The following is a 22,728-nucleotide window of genomic DNA, read 5'->3' as shown; positions in this document are numbered from 1 at the left end:
CATTCAGATGCAACACCATCATCAAGGAGTCTTTGTGCCCAAGGCAAGAAAAAACATTCAGTCTCTAGAGCGAGGTTTTCTAATCCTCGAGTTGCTCTCGATGAGTGAGTCTCCCCTATCATTACAGACGATCAGTAATGTGATCCAGTTAAATAAGACGACTGTTCACGGGTTACTTGCGACTCTACACTCTCTTGGATATGTATCCAAACACAACCATAGCTACAGCCTAGGGTTTAGATGCTATGAACTGTCTAAGCCGATTGAACAAAAAAACGAAGCTATCCGACAACATTTTGTTCCATTGCTGAAAAAAATGGCCCAAATGACTAACAACACTTCTTACCTCGCTGTACAAAGTGGCGCTAAAGAGTACTTGTATATCGATGCTATAGAGCAGGATAACCCTCTTACCATCCGTAGCCCGAGAGGGAAACGAGAAGGACTCACAACATCTGCGATCGGCAAGGTTTTTCTTAGTTTTGATGATGAGCTTCGCCGAACATTGCGCCTTGAAAGCCAAATATCCCCCACGTTAGAAACTGAACTTAATCAGGTTGTATTATCAGGTTACGCACTCGATTTAGAAGAGGCAGAGCCAAACCTCAATTGCTTAGCGATCCCCCTTTACTTGGATGGTAAGGTCGTTGCTGTTGCAGGTGTCAGCGGTGCTGCCTCCGAACTGACGGTCACTAGGCTAAAACACTTTGCCAGCATCTTTCTCAAACTTTAAGATTTGACAATGTCGAATTCTAGGCCATTTTTATACTGTTTTGATTACATGCTTATACGTCGCCTCTAATATGGTCGTTGTTCAACTCAACAACGTAGGAGAAGCGATGTCTACTGTATTAATCACTGGCGCTAACCGTGGCTTAGGCTTGCAATTTGTCCGCCACTACCTTGGAAAAGGTTGGCAAGTTATCGCAACTTGTCGTTCACCAGAAAATGCTAAGCAGCTCAATGAACTAGTAACCCAATCTAATCAACTTCAACTGATGGCTCTAGACGTCACTAACCAACAAGATATCGATCAGTTAGCCACTCAATTAGCGGAGCGTCCGCTCGATCATTTAATTCTGAATGCAGGTGTATTAGGCGAAGAGTGTGCAAAGCTTGGCGAAATGACCCAGAAAAAATGGCTAGAAGTACTAAACATAAATACCGTCGCACCTGCCCTGCTAATTCAAGCCCTACAAGACAACGTTGCGAAAAGTCAGCACAAAACCATCGTGGGAATCTCAACCCGAGTTGCGAGTTTAAGCGATAACAGTTCAGGTAACATGTACAGTTATCGAGCATCTAAAGCAGCGCTTAATCAGGTTCTAGTATCAGCAGCACGCAATCTCGAATCGCAAGGAGTAAAAACTGTCGCAGTTCATCCCGGCTGGGTAAAAACCGATATGGGCGGTGAGGACGCAACCTTTTCTGCCGAGGAAAGTGTTGCAGGCATTGTTTCGGTCGCAGAACAGCTAACACTTGAGCAATCCGGAAGCTTCCGCGTATTTGATGGCTCTACAATCGAATGGTAACTGTTCTCTAAATGACGTCTCCCGGCCAAATTGAAGGCCGGGAGAATACAGTAAACTAATAGGCCAAAAAGATAAAAGCTCGCACTATCGTCAGACAAGCGAGCCGTTATCGTCTATGGTGTTGTACTACCGTCAAGCGCAGAGGAAGTCAGCGATTGCAGAGGCGTCATTTAGGCAATGATTTCCTGAGAAACTCACTCAATCATCCCACTCAGGCGCTAGCCCTTCAGGGTTTACTTCGCGGCCATTTCTTTCCAACGCATCTATCTTTGCAATCGCCTCTTCACTGAGATTAAGTTCAAGTGCTTTCAGGTTACTTGCTAAATTCTCTCGTTTAGTTGAAGACGGGATCACCGCGTAACCTTTTGACAAAGCCCAAGCAAGCGCGACTTGAGCTGGCGTGGCCTGATAGTCCTCAGCAATACCTGCAATAGTTGGGTCCCCAAGTACTTTCCCATATGCCAAGGTCATGTAAGACGTTACCTGAATATCGTTTTCCTGCATGAAGCTGACCAACTTACGATTTTGCAAATAAGGGCTAAGCTCGATTTGGTTAGTAACAATATTCTCTTTACCGACCACTTCTATCGCTTGTTGCAACAAGTCAATATTAAAGTTGGAGACGCCAATATTACGGGTTAACCCTTGCGATTTAGCTTCAAGTAATGAAGCCATGTATTCGCTCAAGTTATTGTTATTGCCAGGCCAGTGGATCAAGGTCAAATCCACATAATCTGTATTTAGCTTTTCTAAGCTCTCTTTTAGACTTGGAATGAGTTGTTCCGTGTTCATGTTATCAACCCAGATCTTGGTCGTAATGAATAGCTCATCACGTGCAATACCGGACTGTGTCAATACTTCACCGATTTCTGCCTCATTACCGTAAATCTGTGCAGTATCAATTACGCGGTAACCCACTTCTAACGCATTACGGACTGAATCCTTAACTACTTCACCCTCTAAACGAAACGTGCCGACGCCAAATGATGGTACTTTCATCTAAATCTCCTGAATTATCGATTTTATAGTTGATTCGAAGCAAAACTTTACGCCGCAAGAAACTTTCCGTAAAGTTAACAATACTCAAATCTAATTTGAAATATATTCAACAATGAAAGCTACTTTAGATGAAATGCGCACCTTTATGGCCGTGGTCGATACGGGTTCAATCAGCTCTGCGGCTGAACTGTTATCGATGACCGTCTCTGCGGTGAGTCGATCGGTATCTCGGCTAGAAGCCAAACTCGAAACGACCTTGTTAAATCGCACAACCCGTAAGTTAGATGTTACTAATGAAGGAACGATATACCTCGATAAAGTCAGACATATTGTAGAAGCAGTAGAGAATGCCGAAGCACAACTGAAAAGCCAGAAATATAAGCCTTCTGGCCTCCTACGAATAAACGCAGCTACCCCCTTCTTACTGCACGTACTAACGCCGCACATTGCTAAATATCAGAGCTTGTATCCAGAAGTCGAAATCGATCTCAATTCCAATGAGGAAAATATTAGCCTTTTGGGAACAAAAACCGATATTGCTTTTCGTATCGGTGAGCTACAAAACTCAACCATGCGCGCGATATTTCTTGGTAAAAGTCGGATTCGAATCGTCGCGAGTCCAGAGTATTTAAGACAACATGGTACTCCAACCTCAATAGATCAGTTACTCAATCACAAGCTACTTGGATTCAACAAGCCGGAGTATCTTAAGGAATGGCCGATCATGGATGATAAGAACAAACTTCTGCGTATTATGAGTAGCCTAAGATCTGATAATGGCGAGACGCTAAGATGTTTAGCCTTACATGGTGCGGGGATAGCTTGCCTGTCTGACTTTATGACCTACTCTGACCGACAAGCTGGTCGCTTAGTGGGCGTGCTTAGTGAACACACGCATAATGTCGAACAGCCAGTTCATGCGGTGTATTACAAAAATGCCAGTACCTCACGCCGGATCAGCTCTTTTATTGACTTCATCAAGCAAGAAATCAAGGTAGAGAACCACCAGTTCCTTTAAAGACCACCGCTGTTTGTGGCAAAACACTTTTGTCTTTTTGCCGCTTTTTCTCACAACAAAAATCTCATAGTGTCCTGAATATCAGGGGGGCACCTGGCCTCCTAGTACTCACAGTAATAGTCAGGCTTCATAATGCATAAAGATTTAAGTAACAGATTCACCATCGGGGTTGAGCTCCCCCTAGATAATGACTGGACCCAAGAAGGCCAGAAAAAACGGCTGCTCCAACGAAAACCGTTCGGCGTACCAGACATGAGTGCACATAAACAGCGTATTATGTTAGCCGATAAGTTAGGCTTTAACGTAGCGTGGGTAAGAGATGTCCCGTTGTACGACCCTAACTTTGGAGACGCGGCACAAATTTATGAACCGTTCAGTTATCTTGGCTATCTCTCTGCGTGCACCGACAACATTCTACTAGGGACAGCAGCGATAGTATTACCGTTAAGACAACCTTGGCTAGTGAAAAAAGCCGCTGCGACCATCAACGAGTTAAGTGGTGACCGCCTGATACTCGGTGTGGCTAGTGGAGACCGTCCTAGTGAATATCCCGTTTTTAACGCCAACTTTGACAGCCGTGGCTCGGCTTTTCGAGAAAGTGTAGAGATTTTGAAAGATACGCAAAATGATAAGCTGGGTAACGATCTACAGTTATTACCCGAGTTTGCTGATATTCCTATCTATGTCGCAGGGTTAGCGCAGCAAAGTCCACAATGGATAGGAGAAAACCTAGACGGCTGGCTCGCCTACCCAGGCACACCTGATGATCATGAACACCGCGTTGCACTTTGGCGCTCCGTAGCGGGAAACAAACCCTACGCCAGCTTTATTCATCTTGATTTAATCGATAACCCAAATGCACCAGTCGTTCGGCATCATTTTGGTATCCAGGCCGGAGTCAATGGCTTGAGCGATGAGCTAGAAAAAATGCAAGAAGCAGGAGTCAATCACATCGGGTTGCATTTCCGTCGTAATAGCCAACCAATTGATAAATCAATGGAACAGATCGCTCAGTACGTGTTGCCACGCTTTAACTAAGAGCAAATAAAAATATGTGCCACCTTACTAAGGGGTGGCACGCTAGGCTTGGCAGTTGGAAAAACAAAAGCTGCAATAACGACAAAACTCTTTTGTTAAAACAACAATAATAGTGTTATTTTAAAGTAAGTCTTGGTTGAATAAAGTCGATGAACGCGGAAATACGCTTAGAGACTGAAGAAGATTTGTAGAACACAGCATTGACCTGTTCTCGTCCAGTATTTGTGATTTTTTCCGATTCAAACAATGCCACTAACCGTCCAGAATCAAGATCATCTTTCACCATAAAGCCAGATAAACATGCAATGCCGTTCCCTGCCAGCACTAACTGTCTAACCGTTTCACCACTGCTGGATAGGATATCAGGCTCTATCATCTCAAACCCTCGTAATGGCCACTGATTTAACACTTTAGCGCCAGAAAAACCGATCAAGTTATGACTGCGCAAATCGCTCACCGCTTCAGGAAAACCTCGTTTAGATAAATAACCAGGCGTGGCAACGATAAATAGTGGGCTTGTTCCTAAAGGTTTAGCATGCAGTGTTGAATCCGATAATCGTCCAATACGTATCGCCACATCGGTTCTTTTTTCCAATAGATCCACAAAACCCTCATTAGAGGTAAGATCGAGTTGAATATCAGGATAAGCCTCTTTAAATGGCTGAATTAACGGCACGAGTTGATGTAAAACAAATGGGCTAGCGGCATCAACTCTTAAGCGCCCCTTGGGTAATTCACCTCGTGTGATGATCTCTTCTTCAGCTTGCTGTATTTGTAGTAAACCTAAGCGAACCGCTTCAACAAACTGATGCCCTTCCTCAGTAACTTCCACTCTGCGTGTCGTGCGATTCAGCAAGGTTACCCCCAACTGTGATTCAACTTTACTAACCGCACGAGATACCCTAGCGACTTGAATACCTAGTGCATCAGCAGCGGAAGAAAATCCACCACTATCCACAACTGCCATAAGAATCTCTAATTCATCTGATCGGGTTAACATTTCATCCCCTTTCCTAACTGCGCATTTCCTTCACTTATAACAAAAGTATTTTGTAATAAACACCATTTTTCGCAACGAATAACTCTTTAATAATACACGACATGGAGACGGGCTATTCGTTTATCCATTCATATTCAATGATTATAAGAGAGAGTTGTTATGCCTTTAGCTTTACTTGCATTGACGCTGAGCGCCTTTGCTATTGGAACCACGGAGTTTGTAATTGTCGGTCTGATACCGACTATGGCCTCCGACCTCAACGTATCATTACCTTCAGCGGGTCTTTTAGTTAGCCTGTACGCACTTGGTGTCGCGGTTGGTGCTCCCGTTTTAACAGCGCTGACTGGTAACTGGAAAAGAAAGTACGTTCTGCTTTCTGTTATGGCACTGTTTGTTCTTGGCAATCTGTTAGCCTGGCAAGCACCTGGATACAACACACTAGTTACAGCAAGGATACTGACCGGGCTTGCACACGGTGTGTTCTTTTCGATCGGCTCGACTATCGCCACTGGCCTAGTGTCAAAAGAAAAAGCCGCTAGCGCAATTGCTATTATGTTTACCGGTCTCACCGTAGCTCTAGTGACGGGCGTGCCACTTGGCACCTGGATTGGCCAGACATTTGGTTGGCAGGCAACCTTCCTAATCGTCGCGATCCTTGGAATCATCGCACTGATAGGAAGCGCTCTGCTAGTGCCGAGTAATCTGAAACAACCACCAGCAACCAAGCTGTCATCGCAAGTAAAAGTCTTAACTCAACCTCGTCTACTTTTGGTGTACGCAATCACCGCACTCGGTTACGGTGGTACGTTCACAGCCTTCACTTACTTGGCTCCTATTTTGGAAGAAGTTTCGGGGTTTGGCTCTAGCGCTATCAGCCTAATTATGTTGGTTTATGGTGTATCAGTCGCATTCGGCAACATCTGGGGCGGAAAGATGGCCGACTCTATGGGGCCAATCAAAGCTCTGACAGCGATTTTCTCGGGCCTAATTGTGGTATTGCTCGTGTTTAGTGTCACAGCATTTAATCCAACTTCTGCAGTAGTGACCATTCTTGTCTGGGGTGCCTTTGCCTTTGGTAACGTTCCAGGACTTCAAGTTTATGTTGTCAAACTAGCAGAGAAATATTCACCTGATGCAGTCGACGTCGCTTCTGGTCTCAACATTGCTGCATTTAACGTAGGTATTGCACTGGGTTCTTGGGGCGGTGGCCTTATCGTGGCCAATGCTGGGCTGATGCACACACCTTGGATTGGCGCGATCGTAGTATTAGGTGCTCTACTACTAACCCGTTTCAGCGGAATGCTAGACAAGCGTGGAGAGCAGCACGCAACGGCACACTGATTCACGTTCCGAATCTATAAAAATCACTTAAATTAGCCCGGCATTACGTCGGGCTTTCATACAGAGTTTAAATACACCATTGACTGAGGTAGAAAGTTTATTCTACCCTTAGGTGAAACAAACGTTCTACCTGGTGTATCAAATAGTGAAAGAAAAAATCGCAGCAAGCCTAGAAAAAGCATTCAGTCAGTATGGCTTCGCCGAGCCTAGCGTACCCCAACTCAAAAACGCCTGCGAAGTCAGCCTGAGAACCCTGTACAAATACTACCCCTCCAAGGAAGCGATGATTGTTGCAGCTCTCGAGCATCGCCATCAAAGGTATTTGAGTTTTTTGCTCGAAGACGCCCCTGCCAATGGAACACCGGCTGTATTACACCTATTCACTCGCCTCGAGGATTGGATGAAGGAGTTTGCACCGAATGGCTGCATGTCCATCAATGCATTAGCAGCCTATCCAGAAAATCTATCTATTAATCAAGCAGTAAAACAACACAAATTGGCGGTTCGTCAGCTTATGGTCCAACTAAGTCAGCGAGAAGACCTCGCAACCACACTCTTCTTGTTACATGAAGGTCTATCCAACGCATGGCCGGTTCTCGGTCACGCTGCCTTTGCATCCGCTGAACACACTCTGCTAGAACTAATGAAGGAGAACAATCAATGACCACAATCCCGAAAGTCATGAAAGGCGTCCAACTTATCGGTCATGGTGGGCCAGATATGCTTCGTTACCGCGATGATCTACCTGTGCCAGTCCCCTCGCCTGATGATGTATTGATCCAAGTTGCCGCCGCCGGAGTCAATAACACCGACATCAATACCCGAACAGCATGGTATTCTAAAAACGACGCCAATAGCATGGATGCAAGTTGGTCAGGAGACGCGCTATCTCTCCCTCGAATCCAAGGTGCCGATGTATGCGGTACCATCGTCGCTGTTGGTGAGAATATCTGCCCATCACGAATCGGTCAGCGTGTGCTCATCGAACCATGTATTACGCGCTTCAACAGTCAAGCACTTAGCTCGCCTTGGTACTTCGGTTCAGAATGTGATGGTGGCTTTGCTCAGTTCACTGTTGTTGACAGTAAACATGCATATGCAGTGAAGAGTAGTTTATCGGATATCGATTTGGCCTCCTTCCCTTGTTCTTATTCAACTGCCGAGAACATGCTTGTCCGCTCTAATGTCACAGCGAGCGATACCGTACTGATTTCAGGGGCATCCGGTGGTGTTGGCTCTGCCGCAATCCAACTGGCGAAGGCGCGTGGAGCATACGTCATTGCTATCGCCAGCCCAGAAAAGAAAGAACAGATCACGGCATTAGGAGCAAACCAAGTTATCCCTCGCGATGCAAATTTAACGGCGACTCTCGGAGAAAACAGCGTTGACGTAGTGATTGATTTGGTCGCAGGAGAGCAGTGGCCACAATTTCTTCAGGTACTAAAGCCAGGATCAAGATACGCTGTTTCCGGCGCCATAGGCGGCCCAATTGTCGAGCTGGATGTAAGAACTCTTTACCTTAAAGACCTAGCGTTATTTGGTTGTACCGTTTTGGCACCAGAAGTATTCGGTAACTTGGTTCGCTATATCGAACAGAACGCAATTCGCCCCTTAGTCGCGGAGTCATTTCCCTTAAACCAGATAGGTCAAGCGCAAGAAGTATTTTCACGCAAGCAACATACTGGGAAACTGGTTTTGGAAATCACATAGCTTTTCGATTAACAGCGGCCTATACAAGTCGTTGTAATTTGAGAACACTTTAAGCATCCTAAAAAGTTCTCAATACTTAGAAGATCGCTACGGTTGGCTTAGCTTGTTATCCCTTTTCATCACGCTAAGCCAGCTTGTAAAAATATGTGTGTTTGCTTCTGAGTTATAAATGTTTAATACCAACATTATCTTACTTCTGGCGTTCATGAACAGAACCGAGATCTGAACGACTTCGGTGTTAAACCTACGATCCTATTAAATATTTTCCTGAACGCGCTCACATCTTGGTAACCCACTCTAAATGATATTGCGTCAAATGTTAGGGTTGTCGACTCAAGTAAATCACAAGCTTTTTGTACTCTTAAGCTTTGTATGTATTGGTTAACATTGAAACCTGTCGCCTTTTTAAAGCGTCGCTGCAATGTCCTTTCTGTTAAACAACTCAACTCTGCAAGCTCTTTATTGCTCAGTTTTCCTTGATAATGATCGTTTATATAGTGCTGTATTTGAACAATTACCTCATCACCATGTTGGAAGTTTGGAGTAAACTGTTGATAAAAGCGTTGCTCTCTCGGACCAGTATCAATAACCAACATTTTTCCTAACAGGCGCATTACTGCCGGTGACGCAAATAAGGAAACCAACTCCAAACCTAAATCCAACCATGACATCATACCCCCAGCCGTAATGATCGTTCCTTCGTTAATAAGGATGGCTTCTTGTCTTACGTGGATATCGGGAAACTGACTCGCTAATGAAGGAGCCAAGCCCCAGTGTGTCGTACAAGACTTATTGGTCAACAACTGGGTTTGAGCAAGAATAAAAGTACCAGCGCAGGCGGAGGCTAAAATCGCACCTTTACTATATTGGACTTTTAACCAGTCGAGTAGCTCTGGCTCTGGTTCTAAGTAATATTGACCAGTGCCGCTAGGCGGAATCATTACCGCTGTTTTCACATCGAAGTGCGTGTTTGACCAGTGATCCAATATCTCTACTTCAAAGTGTACATCAACGCCCAATTTAGCCGCCGCACGGTTTGCCATCTCGAAGAGTTCGCTTAAACCATATACGGAGGCTTGCGAGCTATCTGGGTAATTAACGAGTGCTATTTTCATTTATCTTCAAGTGTCGCTTTTTGACTCTTTTGTGTCATTTTAGACTCTAAAGAAGGTAGCTAAAAGTCTTTATATTATTCGTACCGCAATGATCCTCAATAAAAGGAAAAGAAAATGACTCAAAAAGCCCTACTTGTAATTGATTTGCAAAACGACTATTTCCCAGAAGGAAAGTTTCCTTTATGGAATACAGAATCGACTTTAGACAATGTTAAGAGAGCAATAACTAAAGCCAATGAGCAAAACATTCCTGTGATTCATATTCAGCATATTGCCGACCCTGCCATGGGTATTGCCCCATTCTTCAATGAAGGCAGCGACGGTGCCAATATTCACCCAGAAGTTCTTGCTTTAGCGCCGAATTCCGAAATCGTGGTAAAGCACTTCGCAGATAGCTTTGAAGGAACACGTTTAGAAGAAGTATTGGCAAGCAAAAATGTAACGGAGTTACTTGTATGCGGAATGATGACACAAAACTGCGTGACACATACTGCTATCTCAAAATCTGCGGACAAGTATGATGTTTCGATCTTAATGGATAGCTGTACCACGGTCGATGAAATGATTCACAACATTGCACTTCACGCTGTCTCAACGAGAGTTCCCCTCGTAACTATTGAAGATAAGCTGTAATACACGTAAAACCTTTCGCTCACACAATGCGGGCGAAAGGTCACACATATATGCACTTTCATTGATATTTACTTACTTTGTGTTAAACATTGGTTTCCAAACAGTTACAAGGAAACGTTTATGAAATGGATAGTCGTATTGTTTATTAGCTTATTTTCAGTTTTCAGCCATGCGAAAGAGTGGAAACAAATTCGCTTCACTGTTGAAGGGGCTTACCCTCCATTTAGCTGGACGACAAAAGAGGGAAAGCTAGAAGGGTTTGAAGTCGACCTCGCTAACGCGTTATGCAAAGAGTTAGAAGTAAAGTGCGTTATCTCAAAAATGGATTGGGATGGCATCATCCCTTCTCTCCTTAGTCGCAAGAACGATGCGATTATTGCTGCAATGACAATCACAGAAGAACGAGAAAAGAAAGTCGATTTCACCGTCCCTTATGCAAAAGTACCGACTCGTTTTGTAATGAAAAATGATAGAGAAATCAACATGGATGACGGCAGCCTAAATCGTTTATCTATTGGAGTTCAAAGAGCCACAATTGGTGATAAGTACCTTTCGGCCTTGTATCCAGATATTGATATTCGTCGTTATGGTACGTTCGATGAGGCATTTACCGATCTACTCAATGGACGGTTAGATGCTGTATTTGGCGGCTCAATCGGTTTAAGTGCTGGTTTTCTTGAAACTGCACAAGGTCAAGGCTATCACTTTACTGGACCAGCGTTTACTGAGGAAAAGTGGTTCGGTCGTGGCATTGGCGTAGCAGTGAGAAAACAAGACAAAGAATTAAAAGCATTACTCGATAGCGGAATACAAAAATTGATCCAGAGCGGTAAGCATAAAACCATCGCCAGCAAGTATTTCTCCTATAGTATTTACGAGTAACCTCTTTATCTTTTTATAGCCTGCGCGGTATAGGAAACTTCCCTTTCCCTATATGGCGACAAAAACGGAGCCCTCGAGCAGTCGCCCGAGGGTTATTTTTATAAAAAAGCCCACGTATATAAGTAACCCGCTCCCATGGCCATCGTTAAGATAACGATTAGGAAGGCAGCGATCATTTGGTTCTTAAAAATTGATTTCAACAAAATCACTTCTGTAAGACTTGCGCCAGCACTACCAATAATAAGCGCCATAACAGATCCAAGAGCCATACCTTTTTGTACTAGTGCCGCGCTAAGTGGAATGACCGCCTCTGCACGGATGTACAATGGAATACCAATGATTGCTGCGACCGGAATCGCGTACCACTTCGCTTCACCAGCGAACTCCGCAATGAACTCCGTCGGGATGAAGCCATAGATAAATGAACCAATCGCAATGCCCATCATGAGATAAGGGAACACTTGCTTAAAGTCTTTCCAAGTTGATTGCCAAATACGTACCCAGCGGCTAGGTTCTTTCTCTTCCACGACTGTCGCTGTTGCACTACCGTCTGATGAGCAGCAAGACACTTCCACTTTAGGTTCAGGTTTTGGTGCATCACCACAACAAGATGTTTTCGCCGCAACTGGCGTAGGTTCATTGCAGGCGCTGGTACCACAGATTGATGCTGGTCTCGCTTCTTCTTTTTTCTTGCTTGAATCGCCACAAGAAGTACCGCACGAAGAAGAACCTACCGCTTGATATGCTTCTGGTTTGACGTAACGTTCAAACCCTAGTTTTTCAAGTACATAGCCTGCTACCACTGATACTGACATCGCGATAGCAAAGTAAAATACCGCAACTTTCCAACCAAAAGTCACCACAAACAAGCCAATAATCACTGGGTTAAGCAACGGGCTTGCAAATAGGAACACCATCATAGGTCCAAAACCTGCTCTTGCACGCAACAAGCCTTTTAAGAAAGGAATGGTCGAACACGAACAGAAAGGCGTAATCGAACCTAGCAACGCAGCAATGAAGTAACCTTTACCCTTTTTCGAGCTGAGAATAGATTGAATTTTTTCTGGCGTTAGAAAATCTTGCAACACACCGACAATGTAGCTAATTGCCAGAAATAAGATGATAAGTTCGGTTGCTAGAAACGCAAACATATCCAGCGCTTCTTTAGCCATAGTTATAATTTCTGTATTCACATTTACTCTCCTAGTCATTTTTCGCTAACGAGCTTACCTGATAGATAAGCCTTTATTTCGATATCTCTAGAAATATAGAATCATAAAACAAAAAATCAACAGAATATTTCCATAAAAATGGAATAATAAAACTAGTCATTACTTATCATAAAGTTACATGTCGTTAGCTATGCAGACTGGTTGTCGATGATAATTTCAGAGCATCTCGATTCCTTTTTATCAAACATAACCTAAAATTATCAAAATAAGAAAAAACCATAATTATTGCAGCAGCACCCTCTGAGTTAGTATGACTTTCGACCATTCTTAATAATAAGGAAAACCTATGAGAGCGATAACTTACCAACGAGATAACGATACTTTCTCTTTATCCGAATTACCTACACCAAAACTAGAAACCCAATTTGATGTATTGGTTAAAGTTAACGCTGTTGGTTTGAACCCTGTCGATGCAAAAATTCATTATTGGTCAGACATGGTCACTAACATGGATAACAATTTTGTTGGCGGGTTAGACGTATCAGGAGAAATAGTCTCTGTAGGCGATGCGGTCGTTGATTGGAAGGTTGGCGATAAAGTGTTGTATCACGGAAACATGAGACGCCATCACGGTGGATTCGCTGAATTTGCTATCCATGATTCAAGAACGCTCATAAAGCACCCTCAGGTTCCGGTTGAAGTGGCAGCATCTACACCTTGCGCAGCCTGGACCGCATATCGCGCTTTGGTAGACAAGCTCGATATTTCAAATCGAAGCAGCATTTTTATCGCCGGAGGTGCTGGCGGCGTTGGAAGCTTTGCTATTCAGTTAGCAAAGACATTTGGTGTTGAACAGATCATTGCTACTAGTTCAGAAGCTAATCACGCATATTTGTCCTCGTTAGGAGCAACCCATACGATTGATTATCATCATGAAGATGTAGTTCAGCGAGTAATGGACATTACCGGAAATCATGGCGTTGAGGTTGCACTCGATTGTGTAGGCGGTGATAACGACCGAATTGCAGCCTCGGTGTTAACCTTTGAGGGCGAAATGGTGGAGCTCGTCAAGACTGTCGACCCTTCTCAATATCCAGATGCCTTCTTAAAAGGCTTGGGCTTCCACCAAATAAGTTTGGGCTCTGGTCATGTCTTTGGCGAGAGAGGGTTTGCAAGTATCGTTAATGCCGGAAAGGAAGTGTCTGAGCTATTAGAAAATGGAGAATTGGAAGTACCGAAACTGAAGATCATCGGCTTAGAGGATGTAGGTAACGCACTCTTGGACATGCGAAATCAGAGAACAGTTGGAAAGATTGTCGTTAATCTGAACCAAAAATAATTAATAAAGATCTCGAGGCAAACTGGCAAAGTAATGAGCAAGTTAAAGCATCTTGTTACTTTGCCAGATATGAAAGACCTTTATTTTGTCTATAACGATGAATGAAAAACAAAACCTCTTGCCATACTTCCCTGCGCTTCACCAAAATTAGGCGTTTTCGAGAGTGTCTCTCCAAGTCGCTAGCAATTTAATATGACGTGGTTCAATCCCACAGCAACCACCAATAATGCTTGCTCCCTGCGCATGCCACTTTTTAGCATACTCAAGATATTCAGTCGGAGAGAAATGACGAACTTCCTGAATGGTCTCGTTGGCTTGGTGCGCTTGCTTTATCGGAGCAAAGCTATTTGCGAAAACACCTATCGTCAATTCTCTACCTGACTCACTCAATACTGCTTGTGTATCTATGATCGCTTGCTCGACAACTTCAGGAATAGAGCAATTGAAAAAGATACCTGAAACATTTGTTTTCAACAGCGTATTAACCGCGACTTTAAGAGATTCCCCTGAGCGAAGGCGAGGCAAAGAGTTAGGCTCATCCATTAAGGTGAAAGCAAGATAATTGGGCTTATCTGTTTTGGCTAAAATTATTGATAGAACTTCAACTTCAGCGAGGCTAGACACGGTCTCAGCTAACCAAATATCAACATATTGATCTTGAGCTTCAAATAACTCAGAAGCCACTTCCAGTGCCCTTTTCGGCTCGAATAATTCAGGCCTGTAAGACCCCATTACAGGAGGAAGAGAACCCGCAACGAGCACTCTATCGTTAAAGCTGGTGACTACATCTCTTGCAATTTTGGCTGCAGATTTTGCTAACTCAGTCCCCCGTTTTGCATAGAGTTCCTCGCCTAAGTGAAATGGAACACATGCATAACTGTTGACAGTGATAATCTCTGCGCCAGCGTCTATGAAATTCTCATGTGCCATTTTTACATATTGTGGTGATTCAATTAGCGCTTGTGCACTCCAAAGCGGCTGAGAAAAAGGGGCGCCAATACGTTTTAACTCTCGCCCCATGCCACCATCTAAAATTGTTACTTTCTTCATTTAGACATCCATACCGCCAAACATCCATAAGCTCTATTCAAACACAATTTTTATCAATTCAAAATGAAATTGTTATGTTTAAAGTGAACAAAAACTTAATGGCTGATTAAACACTCTAGTATTTACCAGACCTTTCATTCGGACCAAGATAATGTTATCGCCATTAACTTCGAGTAAAAAGCCCATTATCTATGTCTCTCGGCGAGGCGGGCGTTACGAGCCACAATAGTGCATGAAGTGATTGAGGGACTAACCCTCAATCAAATTTTCTTTTTATTATAAGACCTTAGATAAAAACTTCTGTAATCTAGGATTGGAGGGGTTATCAAAAAATCGCTCAGGAGAGTCAGAAACCAAAAGCTCACCATCTTCCATAAACAACACCCTATCAGCGACCTCTTTTGCGAAACCCATTTCATGAGTAACCACTACCATCGTCATTCCGTCCTTGGCCAAATCTTTCATCACATCAAGAACTTCTCCAACCATTTCAGGGTCTAGTGCTGATGTGGGTTCATCAAACAACATAATGTTGGGCTTCATTGCTAACGCACGAGCGATTGCGACGCGCTGCTGCTGTCCACCTGATAAATGATTAGGATAATTATCCATTCTCTCCGACAGACCGACTTTATAAAGCAAATCTTTTGCTTCTTTCTTCACCGATTCAGGGTCACGTTTAGAAACCTTTAAAGGTGCTAACATGACGTTCTCTATCGCCGTTTTATGTGGAAAAAGGTTGAAGCCTTGAAATACCATGCCCACATCAGCGCGTAGTTTATTGATATCCGTAGATTTGTGGTACATATCGATACCATCTACGATTATAGACCCACTATTTATTGTCTCTAATTGATTGATCGTCCGTAAGAATGTTGACTTACCAGAACCTGACGGTCCTACGATGACAATCACTTCCCCTTTTTCTACATTTACCGATACGTCCTTGAGCGCATGGCAGCCATTAGGGTAAATTTTATTAATTGTTTTTGCTGAAATAATGTATTCCATTAATGACTCCACCATTAATCACTTGCTGCCAATTTCTTTTCTAACGTTTGTATTGCCCAAGATAAGGTACTAGTCAGAAGCAAATAAAGGGCCGCTACGGTAAACCAAACTTCAAATGGGGCAAAACTACCACTTACGACTTCCCTGCCCGCTTTTGTCAGATCAGTAATCGAAATCACGGAGACAAGTGAGGAATCTTTTATCAGGTTGATAAACTGCCCGGCTAAGGGAGGTAATGTCTGCTTAAACGCTTGAGGTAAAATGACATAAATCATCGCTTTGGGATAATTCATTCCTAGTGAACGCGCCGCTTCCATTTGTCCTCTTGGGATTGACTGGATTCCTGACCGCACAATTTCTGCGACGTAAGCGGCGGTAAACACGGAGAGCGCTATCACTCCCGCAGTAAAACGCTCAAGGTCAAGCACAGTACCAATAAAGAAGTAAACGATAAAAATCTGTACTAAAAGAGGCGTTCCACGAATGACCTCGACATACACAAGCGCCAGCTTTTTTAATGCCGGATTGCTGGATATGCGCATTAGTCCGACAACTAAGCCCAACGCTAGAGCAATGATAAGTGACCAGAGTGAGATTTTAATGGTCGTCACAACACCATCTAAAATTGGGCCAGAGCGCCACTCTTTTATAGTTGCTAAGGTATCTCCTTCAAAAATAAGATCACCTTCATAGACGTCCACAGACTTATATTGGCTTAGTTCAAGAACAATATCACCATGAATACTCTCCAGAGCCAGTTGGTTATTCTCGTCGAGAATGATGTTCCCATCGACAGGCGCGGTAATGGATGAAGCAGCGTTAGTGGCAATATAAGGAAGGACACGCTCCCAATTCCAGCTGTAATCGATTCGCTTACCTGACAGATAGACAAGACCGCAAATTGATAGCAAAACAAGAACAAAAACAGCGTTCCACAATAGGGATTTAAAGTTATTTTGCATGTGATTCCGAGAATGACTTTGATTAAAGTTGGTTGGGTATTTGAATAAAGAAAAGCGTTAGCTTCACAGCGCGAACCGTTTGGTTGGCGATGAGCCGAGCCAGAAGCTAGCCGCTCCTCTACAATAACAAAATGATTACTTAACTTGCTTTAACCATTTATCGTCGTTAAACCACTTATCGTAAATGCGATCGTAAGTTCCATCGCCCTTAATTTGACGTAAATAGTTGTTTAAGAAGTTAAGCGTATCTGGATTTCCTTGCGGCACAGCCCAACCCAAAGGCTCGTAAGTAAACGGTTTAGCCAAGTGCATTAACTGCCCTTTGTTTTCCGCCACATAAATAGAGTTGTAAGGAAAGTCATAAACAAACGCATCTACCTTTCCGTTGGCAACCTCAAGTACCGCTTCAGACTGAGTTTCGTATAGATTTATCTTAGCTTTCGGAAGGTATCGTTTTACCGCTTGCTCACCCGTTGTCCCAAGCTTAGTTGCAACAACATATTCTGGACTATTGAGATCGCGGTAACTAGACACTTTACCTTCATGTTTGAGATCTACGAGAATGGATTGACCAATAACCACATAGGGATCAGCGAAATTCACCTGAGTATTTCGCATAGGTGTGATAGTCATCCCGCCCATAATCATGTGACACTTACCAGTCAACAGTGTTGGGATAATGCCATCCCATGAAGTGTTTACCGGCACAAACTTAACATCCATGGCACGCGCCATTTGCTTACCCAAATCGATATCAAACCCGATGTACTGCCCATTTTTTGCTGTCATTTCAAAAGGCATATACCCAGAATCAAAACAGACTTTTAGCTCCCCTGTACTTTTGATGTCGTCTAAAATTGGGTCTGCATTAACCGTCGTCGAAACAGCTAACCCCAGTGCAGCAAAACACAATAACTTTTTCATGGATATTCCTTTATCATTTGTTGTAAAGTTTTTTTATACACGACAATAGAATAAAAAACCACAAATAATGACTTTTTAATCACTAGAATTTGTAGAATCGTCACTAAGACGGAAGATCTGAATGAAAATCTATACCAAGCCATTGCAATTGAATTGCATGCATTAAGTGATTGAGCTGTAGGCAGGTCACTATAACGACAAGAAACATACGCTTTGACTGAATAGTCAGCGTTTCCGAGAGTGGTTTAATTATTAACGAAACCATACAGATATTCGCTTTTCCACATTGACCGTAATGTCAAAAGTGCTTGAGTTTTATTGTTGACAATTCTTCCATAGTCAATGGTCACAAATGTGATGTACAGCACATTTCTATAGTGGCACTATCACCTTTGTCGAGAGATATTAACAAGGATTCGTTGGACATCTTGACTTTGTAATACAAATAAAAAGGTGACTATATGAAAAAACTAATGACGCTCTCATCACTATTATTATTCAGTTTATCTGCTACTGCTGGTATTCATGTCGAACACTCTACAAACAAAGTTGTTCTCAATGACTTTACGACAAAAGATGCCGCTTATAGCTCTGCGTTTGATCTTGTCGATGAATACCAAACGCTATCAAAACATGAACTTAGAAATCGTCTAAACATCATTGGAAGCGGTTTCCCTCGTGATATTGCAATCGATGATAGTAAGGTGAGAGTTGAAGAATACGCACTTAACCGTGATGAAGTTAAATATCGTGCAATCATAAACTTCGATTATCACTTCAGAACAAGTGACGGCGGTAAAAACTAAAAAATCATCTGCACCTTTACTTTCTTAGAGTCCTTCCTATTTTAAGAAAGTAAAGGTGTCTAATCATATTGAAACGACTGCTTTTCATAAATCGCTCTCTCCTTACATAAACAGTATCAATCCCTACCTCTATCGTTTACATAAAAATAATTTTTCCAATCTTCATTGAGATACATTTCGTCGTTTGGCGCTTTATCATTCACTTGGTTCGCCATATGGATTCCACATCACTTAAATGAAAAAGACCCTTGAAATTGAGTTCACTTTTTTATGACGATTAACTCAACCTAAGATTGACAATTTTCGTTATATTTTTCTCGTTTATAGCAATATATAAAAAAACTCTTTTTGTTTTAATTAACCATAAGACGTAAAAAAAGGCAACAAGATACTTCTTGTTGCCAAAGAAAAAATCATCATTCAAAAAATATGAAAATGAAAACTAGCAGTGGACTAGCTAACAAAACAATTATATTCAAAACACTTAAACAAGTAACGATCAATATAATCCATTATATATGGACGAAAGTCAGCACTTATGAACTTACACCGATAAATAAAAAAGCCTGAAAATAGTTTCAGGCTTTTTAGCTTTATTAATTTTTTTAGAATGAATATCTCGCAGCTATTGCAAGAATATCGTCTTCATTGTCTACATCTGTAATTCTGTATTCTGCTAGTGCTTTAAAATTAGAAGTCAAATCGTACTCTGCACCTAGTGAGTAGTAATCGACGACATCTTCATCATCACGCTCTAGATTGTTATAGCCAACTAGTGCCCAAAGCTTATCTGTTACTTCATAAGTGGCAACTGCTTCAATACCGGTGTAATCAATATTACTTTCAGAACCATCTTTAGCCCAGTTTTCACCATCACTGTATAAAACAGAGGCATAAAACTTGTCGTATTCAAATGCAATAGCACCCGTTAGCAGCTCTGCATCTTCTGCACCCGATTGCCCTTCACCTTCGTTGTAACCAAGCGCAACTTTGAAGCCATATGGCAACTTGTAGTCCGCCGCCGCACCATAAGAGGCTGCATCTGTTGACACTTCATCGTTTTCAGCCTGATAGCTAACATGAATATTCAAACCTTCATAGCTTGTCGTTAGCTTAAATACTGAATCGGAGCGACCGGTACCATATAGATCCGCACTTACGCCAGCAGCTTCATTACCAAACTCCGGGAAAATATCCGTGTAGTCAGATACTAAAGTGACCGCACCGTATTGACGTCCATAACTTACTGTTCCGTAATCTGCACCAACTCCTACATAGCCTTTTCGGATATCAAATTCATCATCTTCAATCCCATCAGCATCTCTGCGATTAGACTTAAATTCCAACTCATATAAGCCGAAGGCATAAAGATCTTCATTTATTTTAGACTCACCTGAAAGTCCTACACGAATGTAGCTATTATCTCCGTCTGCATTTTTATCATCAGAGAAATAATACATCCCTTGCGCTCGGCCATGAATATTTAATACTGATTCTTGATCTTCATAAACTACGGCTGAATTTGCAGCACTTGCAGAAAAAAGTGCTGCGATTGCGATCGACGTTCTTGTCATTTTCATTTAATTACCACTACTTGTGTTGTTTGAATCGAGTGAAATTATGAACAGTGGCAATTATTTTTAAAGTGCAAATTCAACCATATTCTATGGATAAATATAAACAAGCCCTCAATCTAAAACATTATGTCCTAGTACTCATATTAGTTGAGATAATCCATCCAAACAGGAGGCGTCCCTATTATTTTTTGAACAGTATCAATGAACAGTTTGGCTAATGGTTGTTGATTTCGGTGAGTATACATTGCATATATTTCCCCTATCGCGGGAAGATTATAATCAGGAAGCAACTGTACAAGATCTTGTTTACTCAAACTCTCCTGAAGAAAGAACTGCCCTATTAAAGCATACCCTAGATCAGATTTTACGGCATCGAGCATTAACTCAGTTTCATTCACGAAGTACTGCCCATTGATATTATACGTTCTAACGTCGCTTGATGACTGGCTTGGCGCTATACGTAGCTTATCTGCCTTAAAGTTAGCATTAGAGTATATTACTGCTGGCATTTTTATAAGCTCTTCTGGAGAGCTCGGGGTTCCATACTTGTCAATAAAACTCTTCGATGCAACCAGTGCCATATTATTGCTTGCCAACTTACGTACTATCATATTGGACTCTCGGATTGGTCCGATACGAAACACAACGTCAAAACCTTCGTGGATAACATCGACTCGATTATCATCGAGCAGCAGCTCTACAGTAATGTTTGGGTACTGTTTTATAAACTCTTTAACTGCCTGATTTAAGTAAGCTCTGCCAAAGAAAGTGGAGCTTGATATTTTCAGGTTACCCTTCGGTTCATCCTGAAATGTAGCAGCAATACTACGAGTTTCAGTTAGAACCTCTCTTACTTTCTTAGCTTGCGCCACCATCTCAACACCAGCATTGGTCAGGGATAGCGAACGCGTGGAACGGTTTAACAGCCGTAAGCCCAATTCATCCTCTAGCTTTTTGATCTGTTTTGACAAAGCTGAACGATCTATATGATTTCTGTCAGCAGCTTTAGCAAAAGTTCCGTATTCAGAGACATCCAGTAGTAATTCAAGTTGGCTTGCGAGATCCACTGCACAATTCCTTATTTAGTTTTTATTCTTTATGTGATGGGAAATGGATTTTACAAAATTAATTTCAATTTTTTATGGTTCAAATTGCATCAGTGAATTGCAAATAATGCACGAATTAAAAACGCTTTAATTTTCGTCGCTATCTTTAGCTTCTGTTTAGTTATTCCCATCTATTATGGCTTATTACATTTAACAATACTCCACGTCTTTAAAACCCTAAACTGACCTTTTTCAAACCAAAATGCGAGCATTTTGACCAATATTTAATCGTGCATTTTTATCACTACTCTATGTTCGCTGAGGGCCTATTTACCCATAGGTACAATGAATACAATGCCGTTCCTTTTAGTATGAACAGAATCATTTAGGGCGCGACAAATGTTAAAGAAAGTTTTCGGCATTGGCCTTTTATCCGTTTTAGCTGCTTGTGCAGACGAAGAGATAACCAAACAACCTAATACTCCCTTACCTACGATAGACGTTTCCAAAGTCATCTATGAGCCGGTTCAATCGTGGTTCACCTTTACAACAAGGCTTCAAGCCCCAGAGAAAGTTTCTTTAATGCCACGCGTTTCCGGAGTTATTGAAACGGTAGAATTCAAAGACGGACAGAGTGTCAACAAAGGTGACTTACTCGTCACTCTTGATGATCGAACCTTCAAAGCTCAGGTCTCACGACTTGAAGCGCAAGTTAAGAGTGCTCGAGCTGCGCTAGAGCAAGCAGCAAACGAACAAAAGAGAGCCGCCCAACTGGTTAAGCGAAAAGCCATCTCAGCGGAACAAGCAGAGGCCCGAGATACCGCAGTAAAACAACGCTCTGCAGAACTAATGGCTTTGCGTGCTCAGTTAGAATCCGCAAAGTTAGATCTTGAGTTTACGAAGATATATGCCCCTATTAGCGGCACTATTTCAAGAGCATTCATTACTAAAGGAAACAATGTAAACGCAAATCAAAGCGTTATATCAAACATTGTCTCTAACGATCAGGTATATGCATACTTTGATGTCGATGAGCGAACTTGGAACCGTTACTTCTCGACAATCAATGCCGACTCTAACTTACCTACTCGTCTTGAACTATCTGGACAAAATGGGCAGGTGTTTTTTGGACGCGTTGACTTTGTCGACAACTCCATCAACGAAAACACCGGTACTTTGCAGGTTCGAGCGGTATTCGATGCAACAAAATCAAACTTAAAAGTGGGATCGTTTGGCCGAGTTCAGATATCAACAACCAAACCAGTTGAACGAGTTCTCGTTCCAGAGCGTTCTATTGGCACAGATCTAGAAAACCGCTTTGTATTAACACTCAATGAAGAGAATACGTTGCAATACAGCATCGTAACCTTAGGCGAACGTTACGGAACATTTCGTGCTATCGAGAATGGCTTGAACGCCGACTCAATTATTGCGGTAAATGGCCCAGCAAAAGTTGGCCCAAATAGCAAAGTCAAACCAAAAAATGTCACGCTAGATATTAGCAATACTTCATTGATTATGGCTTCAAACTCAACATCGTTGCCAAACAAACGTTTAGCTCAAGACTAAGAAG

General features: G+C 42.4%; 22 protein-coding genes. 12 read left to right on the top strand and 10 right to left on the bottom strand.

The window, feature by feature from the left end; all coding sequences use genetic code 11:
• Positions 1–34 precede the first annotated feature (34 nt).
• Positions 35–733: an IclR family transcriptional regulator gene (locus tag R8269_RS11855; protein WP_005377349.1), complete on the top strand. Its 699-nt coding sequence runs from the start codon at positions 35–37 to the stop codon at positions 731–733.
• A 106-nt stretch (positions 734–839) separates the two neighbouring features.
• Entirely contained in the window at positions 840–1,532 is a 693-nt protein-coding gene (locus R8269_RS11850) for an SDR family oxidoreductase (RefSeq protein ID WP_031778959.1), read from the top strand.
• Between the two features lie 198 nt (positions 1,533–1,730).
• On the opposite strand, the gene dkgB is transcribed toward R8269_RS11850, so the two are convergent.
• Positions 1,731–2,531: a 2,5-didehydrogluconate reductase DkgB gene (gene dkgB, locus R8269_RS11845; RefSeq protein WP_047102673.1), complete on the bottom strand. Its 801-nt coding sequence runs from the start codon at positions 2,529–2,531 to the stop codon at positions 1,731–1,733.
• 112 nt (positions 2,532–2,643) lie between these two features.
• Between dkgB and R8269_RS11840 the strand changes: the two genes are divergently transcribed.
• Both R8269_RS11840 and R8269_RS11835 read left to right on the top strand, forming a co-directional pair.
• Positions 2,644–3,549 carry a LysR family transcriptional regulator gene (locus R8269_RS11840; RefSeq protein WP_005377343.1) on the top strand — a complete coding sequence of 302 codons (906 nt, stop codon included), beginning with the start codon at positions 2,644–2,646 and terminating at the stop codon, positions 3,547–3,549.
• Positions 3,550–3,681: 132 nt separating this feature from the next.
• A complete protein-coding gene (locus tag R8269_RS11835) occupies positions 3,682–4,587 on the top strand; it encodes a TIGR03571 family LLM class oxidoreductase (RefSeq protein ID WP_064368442.1) in 906 nt (301 codons plus the stop codon).
• 115 nt (positions 4,588–4,702) lie between these two features.
• Here R8269_RS11835 and R8269_RS11830 read toward each other — a convergent pair whose 3' ends face one another.
• Positions 4,703–5,587, bottom strand: coding sequence for a LysR family transcriptional regulator (locus R8269_RS11830; protein WP_005377338.1), 885 nt, complete (start codon positions 5,585–5,587; stop codon positions 4,703–4,705).
• A gap of 159 nt (positions 5,588–5,746) precedes the next feature.
• On the opposite strand from R8269_RS11830, the gene R8269_RS11825 reads away from it, so the two are divergent.
• The 3 genes from R8269_RS11825 to R8269_RS11815 all read left to right on the top strand — a co-directional run bounded on the left by R8269_RS11825 (position 5,747) and on the right by R8269_RS11815 (position 8,638).
• Positions 5,747–6,928 carry an MFS transporter gene (locus R8269_RS11825; protein WP_005377337.1) on the top strand — a complete coding sequence of 394 codons (1,182 nt, stop codon included), beginning with the start codon at positions 5,747–5,749 and terminating at the stop codon, positions 6,926–6,928.
• Between the two features lie 142 nt (positions 6,929–7,070).
• Positions 7,071–7,592, top strand: a complete 522-nt coding sequence (locus R8269_RS11820) for a TetR/AcrR family transcriptional regulator (protein WP_031777252.1) — start codon at positions 7,071–7,073, stop codon at positions 7,590–7,592.
• Positions 7,589–8,638, top strand: a complete 1,050-nt coding sequence (locus R8269_RS11815) for an alcohol dehydrogenase family protein (RefSeq protein WP_005377335.1) — start codon at positions 7,589–7,591, stop codon at positions 8,636–8,638. Before R8269_RS11820 ends, R8269_RS11815 begins: the two co-directional genes overlap by 4 nt.
• Positions 8,639–8,841: 203 nt before the next feature.
• Here the strand turns inward: R8269_RS11815 and R8269_RS11810 are convergent, their stop codons facing one another.
• Complete coding sequence (locus R8269_RS11810; RefSeq protein ID WP_005377334.1) at positions 8,842–9,753, bottom strand: GlxA family transcriptional regulator; 912 nt, start codon at positions 9,751–9,753, stop codon at positions 8,842–8,844.
• 114 nt (positions 9,754–9,867) lie between these two features.
• Here R8269_RS11810 and R8269_RS11805 point away from each other — a divergent pair, with 114 nt between their 5' ends.
• Both R8269_RS11805 and R8269_RS11800 read left to right on the top strand, forming a co-directional pair.
• Positions 9,868–10,386: a cysteine hydrolase family protein gene (locus tag R8269_RS11805; RefSeq protein ID WP_005377333.1), complete on the top strand. Its 519-nt coding sequence runs from the start codon at positions 9,868–9,870 to the stop codon at positions 10,384–10,386.
• Positions 10,387–10,506: 120 nt separating this feature from the next.
• Entirely contained in the window at positions 10,507–11,268 is a 762-nt protein-coding gene (locus tag R8269_RS11800; protein WP_005377331.1) for a transporter substrate-binding domain-containing protein, read from the top strand.
• 98 nt (positions 11,269–11,366) lie between these two features.
• Here the strand turns inward: R8269_RS11800 and R8269_RS11795 are convergent, their stop codons facing one another.
• Entirely contained in the window at positions 11,367–12,440 is a 1,074-nt protein-coding gene (locus R8269_RS11795) for a permease (RefSeq protein ID WP_005377329.1), read from the bottom strand.
• A gap of 346 nt (positions 12,441–12,786) precedes the next feature.
• Between R8269_RS11795 and R8269_RS11790 the strand changes: the two genes are divergently transcribed.
• The gene (locus R8269_RS11790; RefSeq protein ID WP_005377328.1) at positions 12,787–13,779 is read left to right on the top strand and encodes a zinc-binding dehydrogenase; all 993 of its coding nucleotides are present in this window, start codon (positions 12,787–12,789) and stop codon (positions 13,777–13,779) included.
• A 147-nt stretch (positions 13,780–13,926) separates the two neighbouring features.
• On the opposite strand, the gene R8269_RS11785 is transcribed toward R8269_RS11790, so the two are convergent.
• The 4 genes from R8269_RS11785 to R8269_RS11770 form a co-directional block, all read right to left on the bottom strand.
• Positions 13,927–14,829: a homocysteine S-methyltransferase family protein gene (locus R8269_RS11785; RefSeq protein WP_258476767.1), complete on the bottom strand. Its 903-nt coding sequence runs from the start codon at positions 14,827–14,829 to the stop codon at positions 13,927–13,929.
• A 276-nt stretch (positions 14,830–15,105) separates the two neighbouring features.
• Positions 15,106–15,840, bottom strand: a complete 735-nt coding sequence (locus tag R8269_RS11780) for an amino acid ABC transporter ATP-binding protein (RefSeq protein ID WP_005377326.1) — start codon at positions 15,838–15,840, stop codon at positions 15,106–15,108.
• 14 nt (positions 15,841–15,854) lie between these two features.
• A complete protein-coding gene (locus R8269_RS11775; protein WP_005377325.1) occupies positions 15,855–16,802 on the bottom strand; it encodes an amino acid ABC transporter permease in 948 nt (315 codons plus the stop codon).
• 135 nt (positions 16,803–16,937) lie between these two features.
• A complete protein-coding gene (locus R8269_RS11770) occupies positions 16,938–17,726 on the bottom strand; it encodes a transporter substrate-binding domain-containing protein (RefSeq protein ID WP_005377324.1) in 789 nt (262 codons plus the stop codon).
• Positions 17,727–18,187: 461 nt separating this feature from the next.
• On the opposite strand from R8269_RS11770, the gene R8269_RS11765 reads away from it, so the two are divergent.
• On the top strand, positions 18,188–18,532 hold the full coding sequence (locus R8269_RS11765) for a DUF3316 domain-containing protein (protein ID WP_005377323.1): 345 nt from the start codon (positions 18,188–18,190) through the stop codon (positions 18,530–18,532).
• A gap of 605 nt (positions 18,533–19,137) precedes the next feature.
• Here the strand turns inward: R8269_RS11765 and R8269_RS11760 are convergent.
• A complete protein-coding gene (locus tag R8269_RS11760; RefSeq protein WP_005377322.1) occupies positions 19,138–20,112 on the bottom strand; it encodes a porin in 975 nt (324 codons plus the stop codon).
• Positions 20,113–20,252: 140 nt separating this feature from the next.
• On the bottom strand, positions 20,253–21,176 hold the full coding sequence (locus tag R8269_RS11755) for a LysR family transcriptional regulator (RefSeq protein WP_005377321.1): 924 nt from the start codon (positions 21,174–21,176) through the stop codon (positions 20,253–20,255).
• Between the two features lie 378 nt (positions 21,177–21,554).
• Between R8269_RS11755 and R8269_RS11750 the strand changes: the two genes are divergently transcribed.
• Positions 21,555–22,724, top strand: coding sequence for an efflux RND transporter periplasmic adaptor subunit (locus R8269_RS11750; protein ID WP_005377315.1), 1,170 nt, complete (start codon positions 21,555–21,557; stop codon positions 22,722–22,724).
• Positions 22,725–22,728: the final 4 nt, after the last annotated feature.

This window comes from Vibrio sp. Vb0667 (genome assembly GCF_033391095.1).
This window is presented reverse-complemented; position numbering and strand designations above follow the sequence as displayed.

Excerpts from the sequence above, each read along its gene's own strand:
- R8269_RS11835 (WP_064368442.1), top strand. The coding sequence starts at position 3,682 with ATGCATAAAGATTTAAGTAACAGATTCACCATCGGGGTTGAGCTCCCC.
- R8269_RS11765 (WP_005377323.1), top strand. The coding sequence starts at position 18,188 with ATGAAAAAACTAATGACGCTCTCATCACTATTATTATTCAGTTTATCT.
- R8269_RS11750 (WP_005377315.1), top strand. The coding sequence starts at position 21,555 with ATGTTAAAGAAAGTTTTCGGCATTGGCCTTTTATCCGTTTTAGCTGCT.
- R8269_RS11815 (WP_005377335.1), top strand. The coding sequence starts at position 7,589 with ATGACCACAATCCCGAAAGTCATGAAAGGCGTCCAACTTATCGGTCAT.
- R8269_RS11770 (WP_005377324.1), bottom strand. The coding sequence starts at position 17,726 with ATGAAAAAGTTATTGTGTTTTGCTGCACTGGGGTTAGCTGTTTCGACG.
- R8269_RS11760 (WP_005377322.1), bottom strand. The coding sequence starts at position 20,112 with ATGAAAATGACAAGAACGTCGATCGCAATCGCAGCACTTTTTTCTGCA.
- R8269_RS11830 (WP_005377338.1), bottom strand. The coding sequence starts at position 5,587 with ATGTTAACCCGATCAGATGAATTAGAGATTCTTATGGCAGTTGTGGAT.
- dkgB (WP_047102673.1), bottom strand. The coding sequence starts at position 2,531 with ATGAAAGTACCATCATTTGGCGTCGGCACGTTTCGTTTAGAGGGTGAA.
- R8269_RS11795 (WP_005377329.1), bottom strand. The coding sequence starts at position 12,440 with ATGGCTAAAGAAGCGCTGGATATGTTTGCGTTTCTAGCAACCGAACTT.
- R8269_RS11785 (WP_258476767.1), bottom strand. The coding sequence starts at position 14,829 with ATGAAGAAAGTAACAATTTTAGATGGTGGCATGGGGCGAGAGTTAAAA.
- R8269_RS11805 (WP_005377333.1), top strand. The coding sequence starts at position 9,868 with ATGACTCAAAAAGCCCTACTTGTAATTGATTTGCAAAACGACTATTTC.
- R8269_RS11850 (WP_031778959.1), top strand. The coding sequence starts at position 840 with ATGTCTACTGTATTAATCACTGGCGCTAACCGTGGCTTAGGCTTGCAA.
- R8269_RS11775 (WP_005377325.1), bottom strand. The coding sequence starts at position 16,802 with ATGCAAAATAACTTTAAATCCCTATTGTGGAACGCTGTTTTTGTTCTT.
- R8269_RS11800 (WP_005377331.1), top strand. The coding sequence starts at position 10,507 with ATGAAATGGATAGTCGTATTGTTTATTAGCTTATTTTCAGTTTTCAGC.
- R8269_RS11840 (WP_005377343.1), top strand. The coding sequence starts at position 2,644 with ATGAAAGCTACTTTAGATGAAATGCGCACCTTTATGGCCGTGGTCGAT.
- R8269_RS11825 (WP_005377337.1), top strand. The coding sequence starts at position 5,747 with ATGCCTTTAGCTTTACTTGCATTGACGCTGAGCGCCTTTGCTATTGGA.
- R8269_RS11780 (WP_005377326.1), bottom strand. The coding sequence starts at position 15,840 with ATGGAATACATTATTTCAGCAAAAACAATTAATAAAATTTACCCTAAT.
- R8269_RS11810 (WP_005377334.1), bottom strand. The coding sequence starts at position 9,753 with ATGAAAATAGCACTCGTTAATTACCCAGATAGCTCGCAAGCCTCCGTA.
- R8269_RS11790 (WP_005377328.1), top strand. The coding sequence starts at position 12,787 with ATGAGAGCGATAACTTACCAACGAGATAACGATACTTTCTCTTTATCC.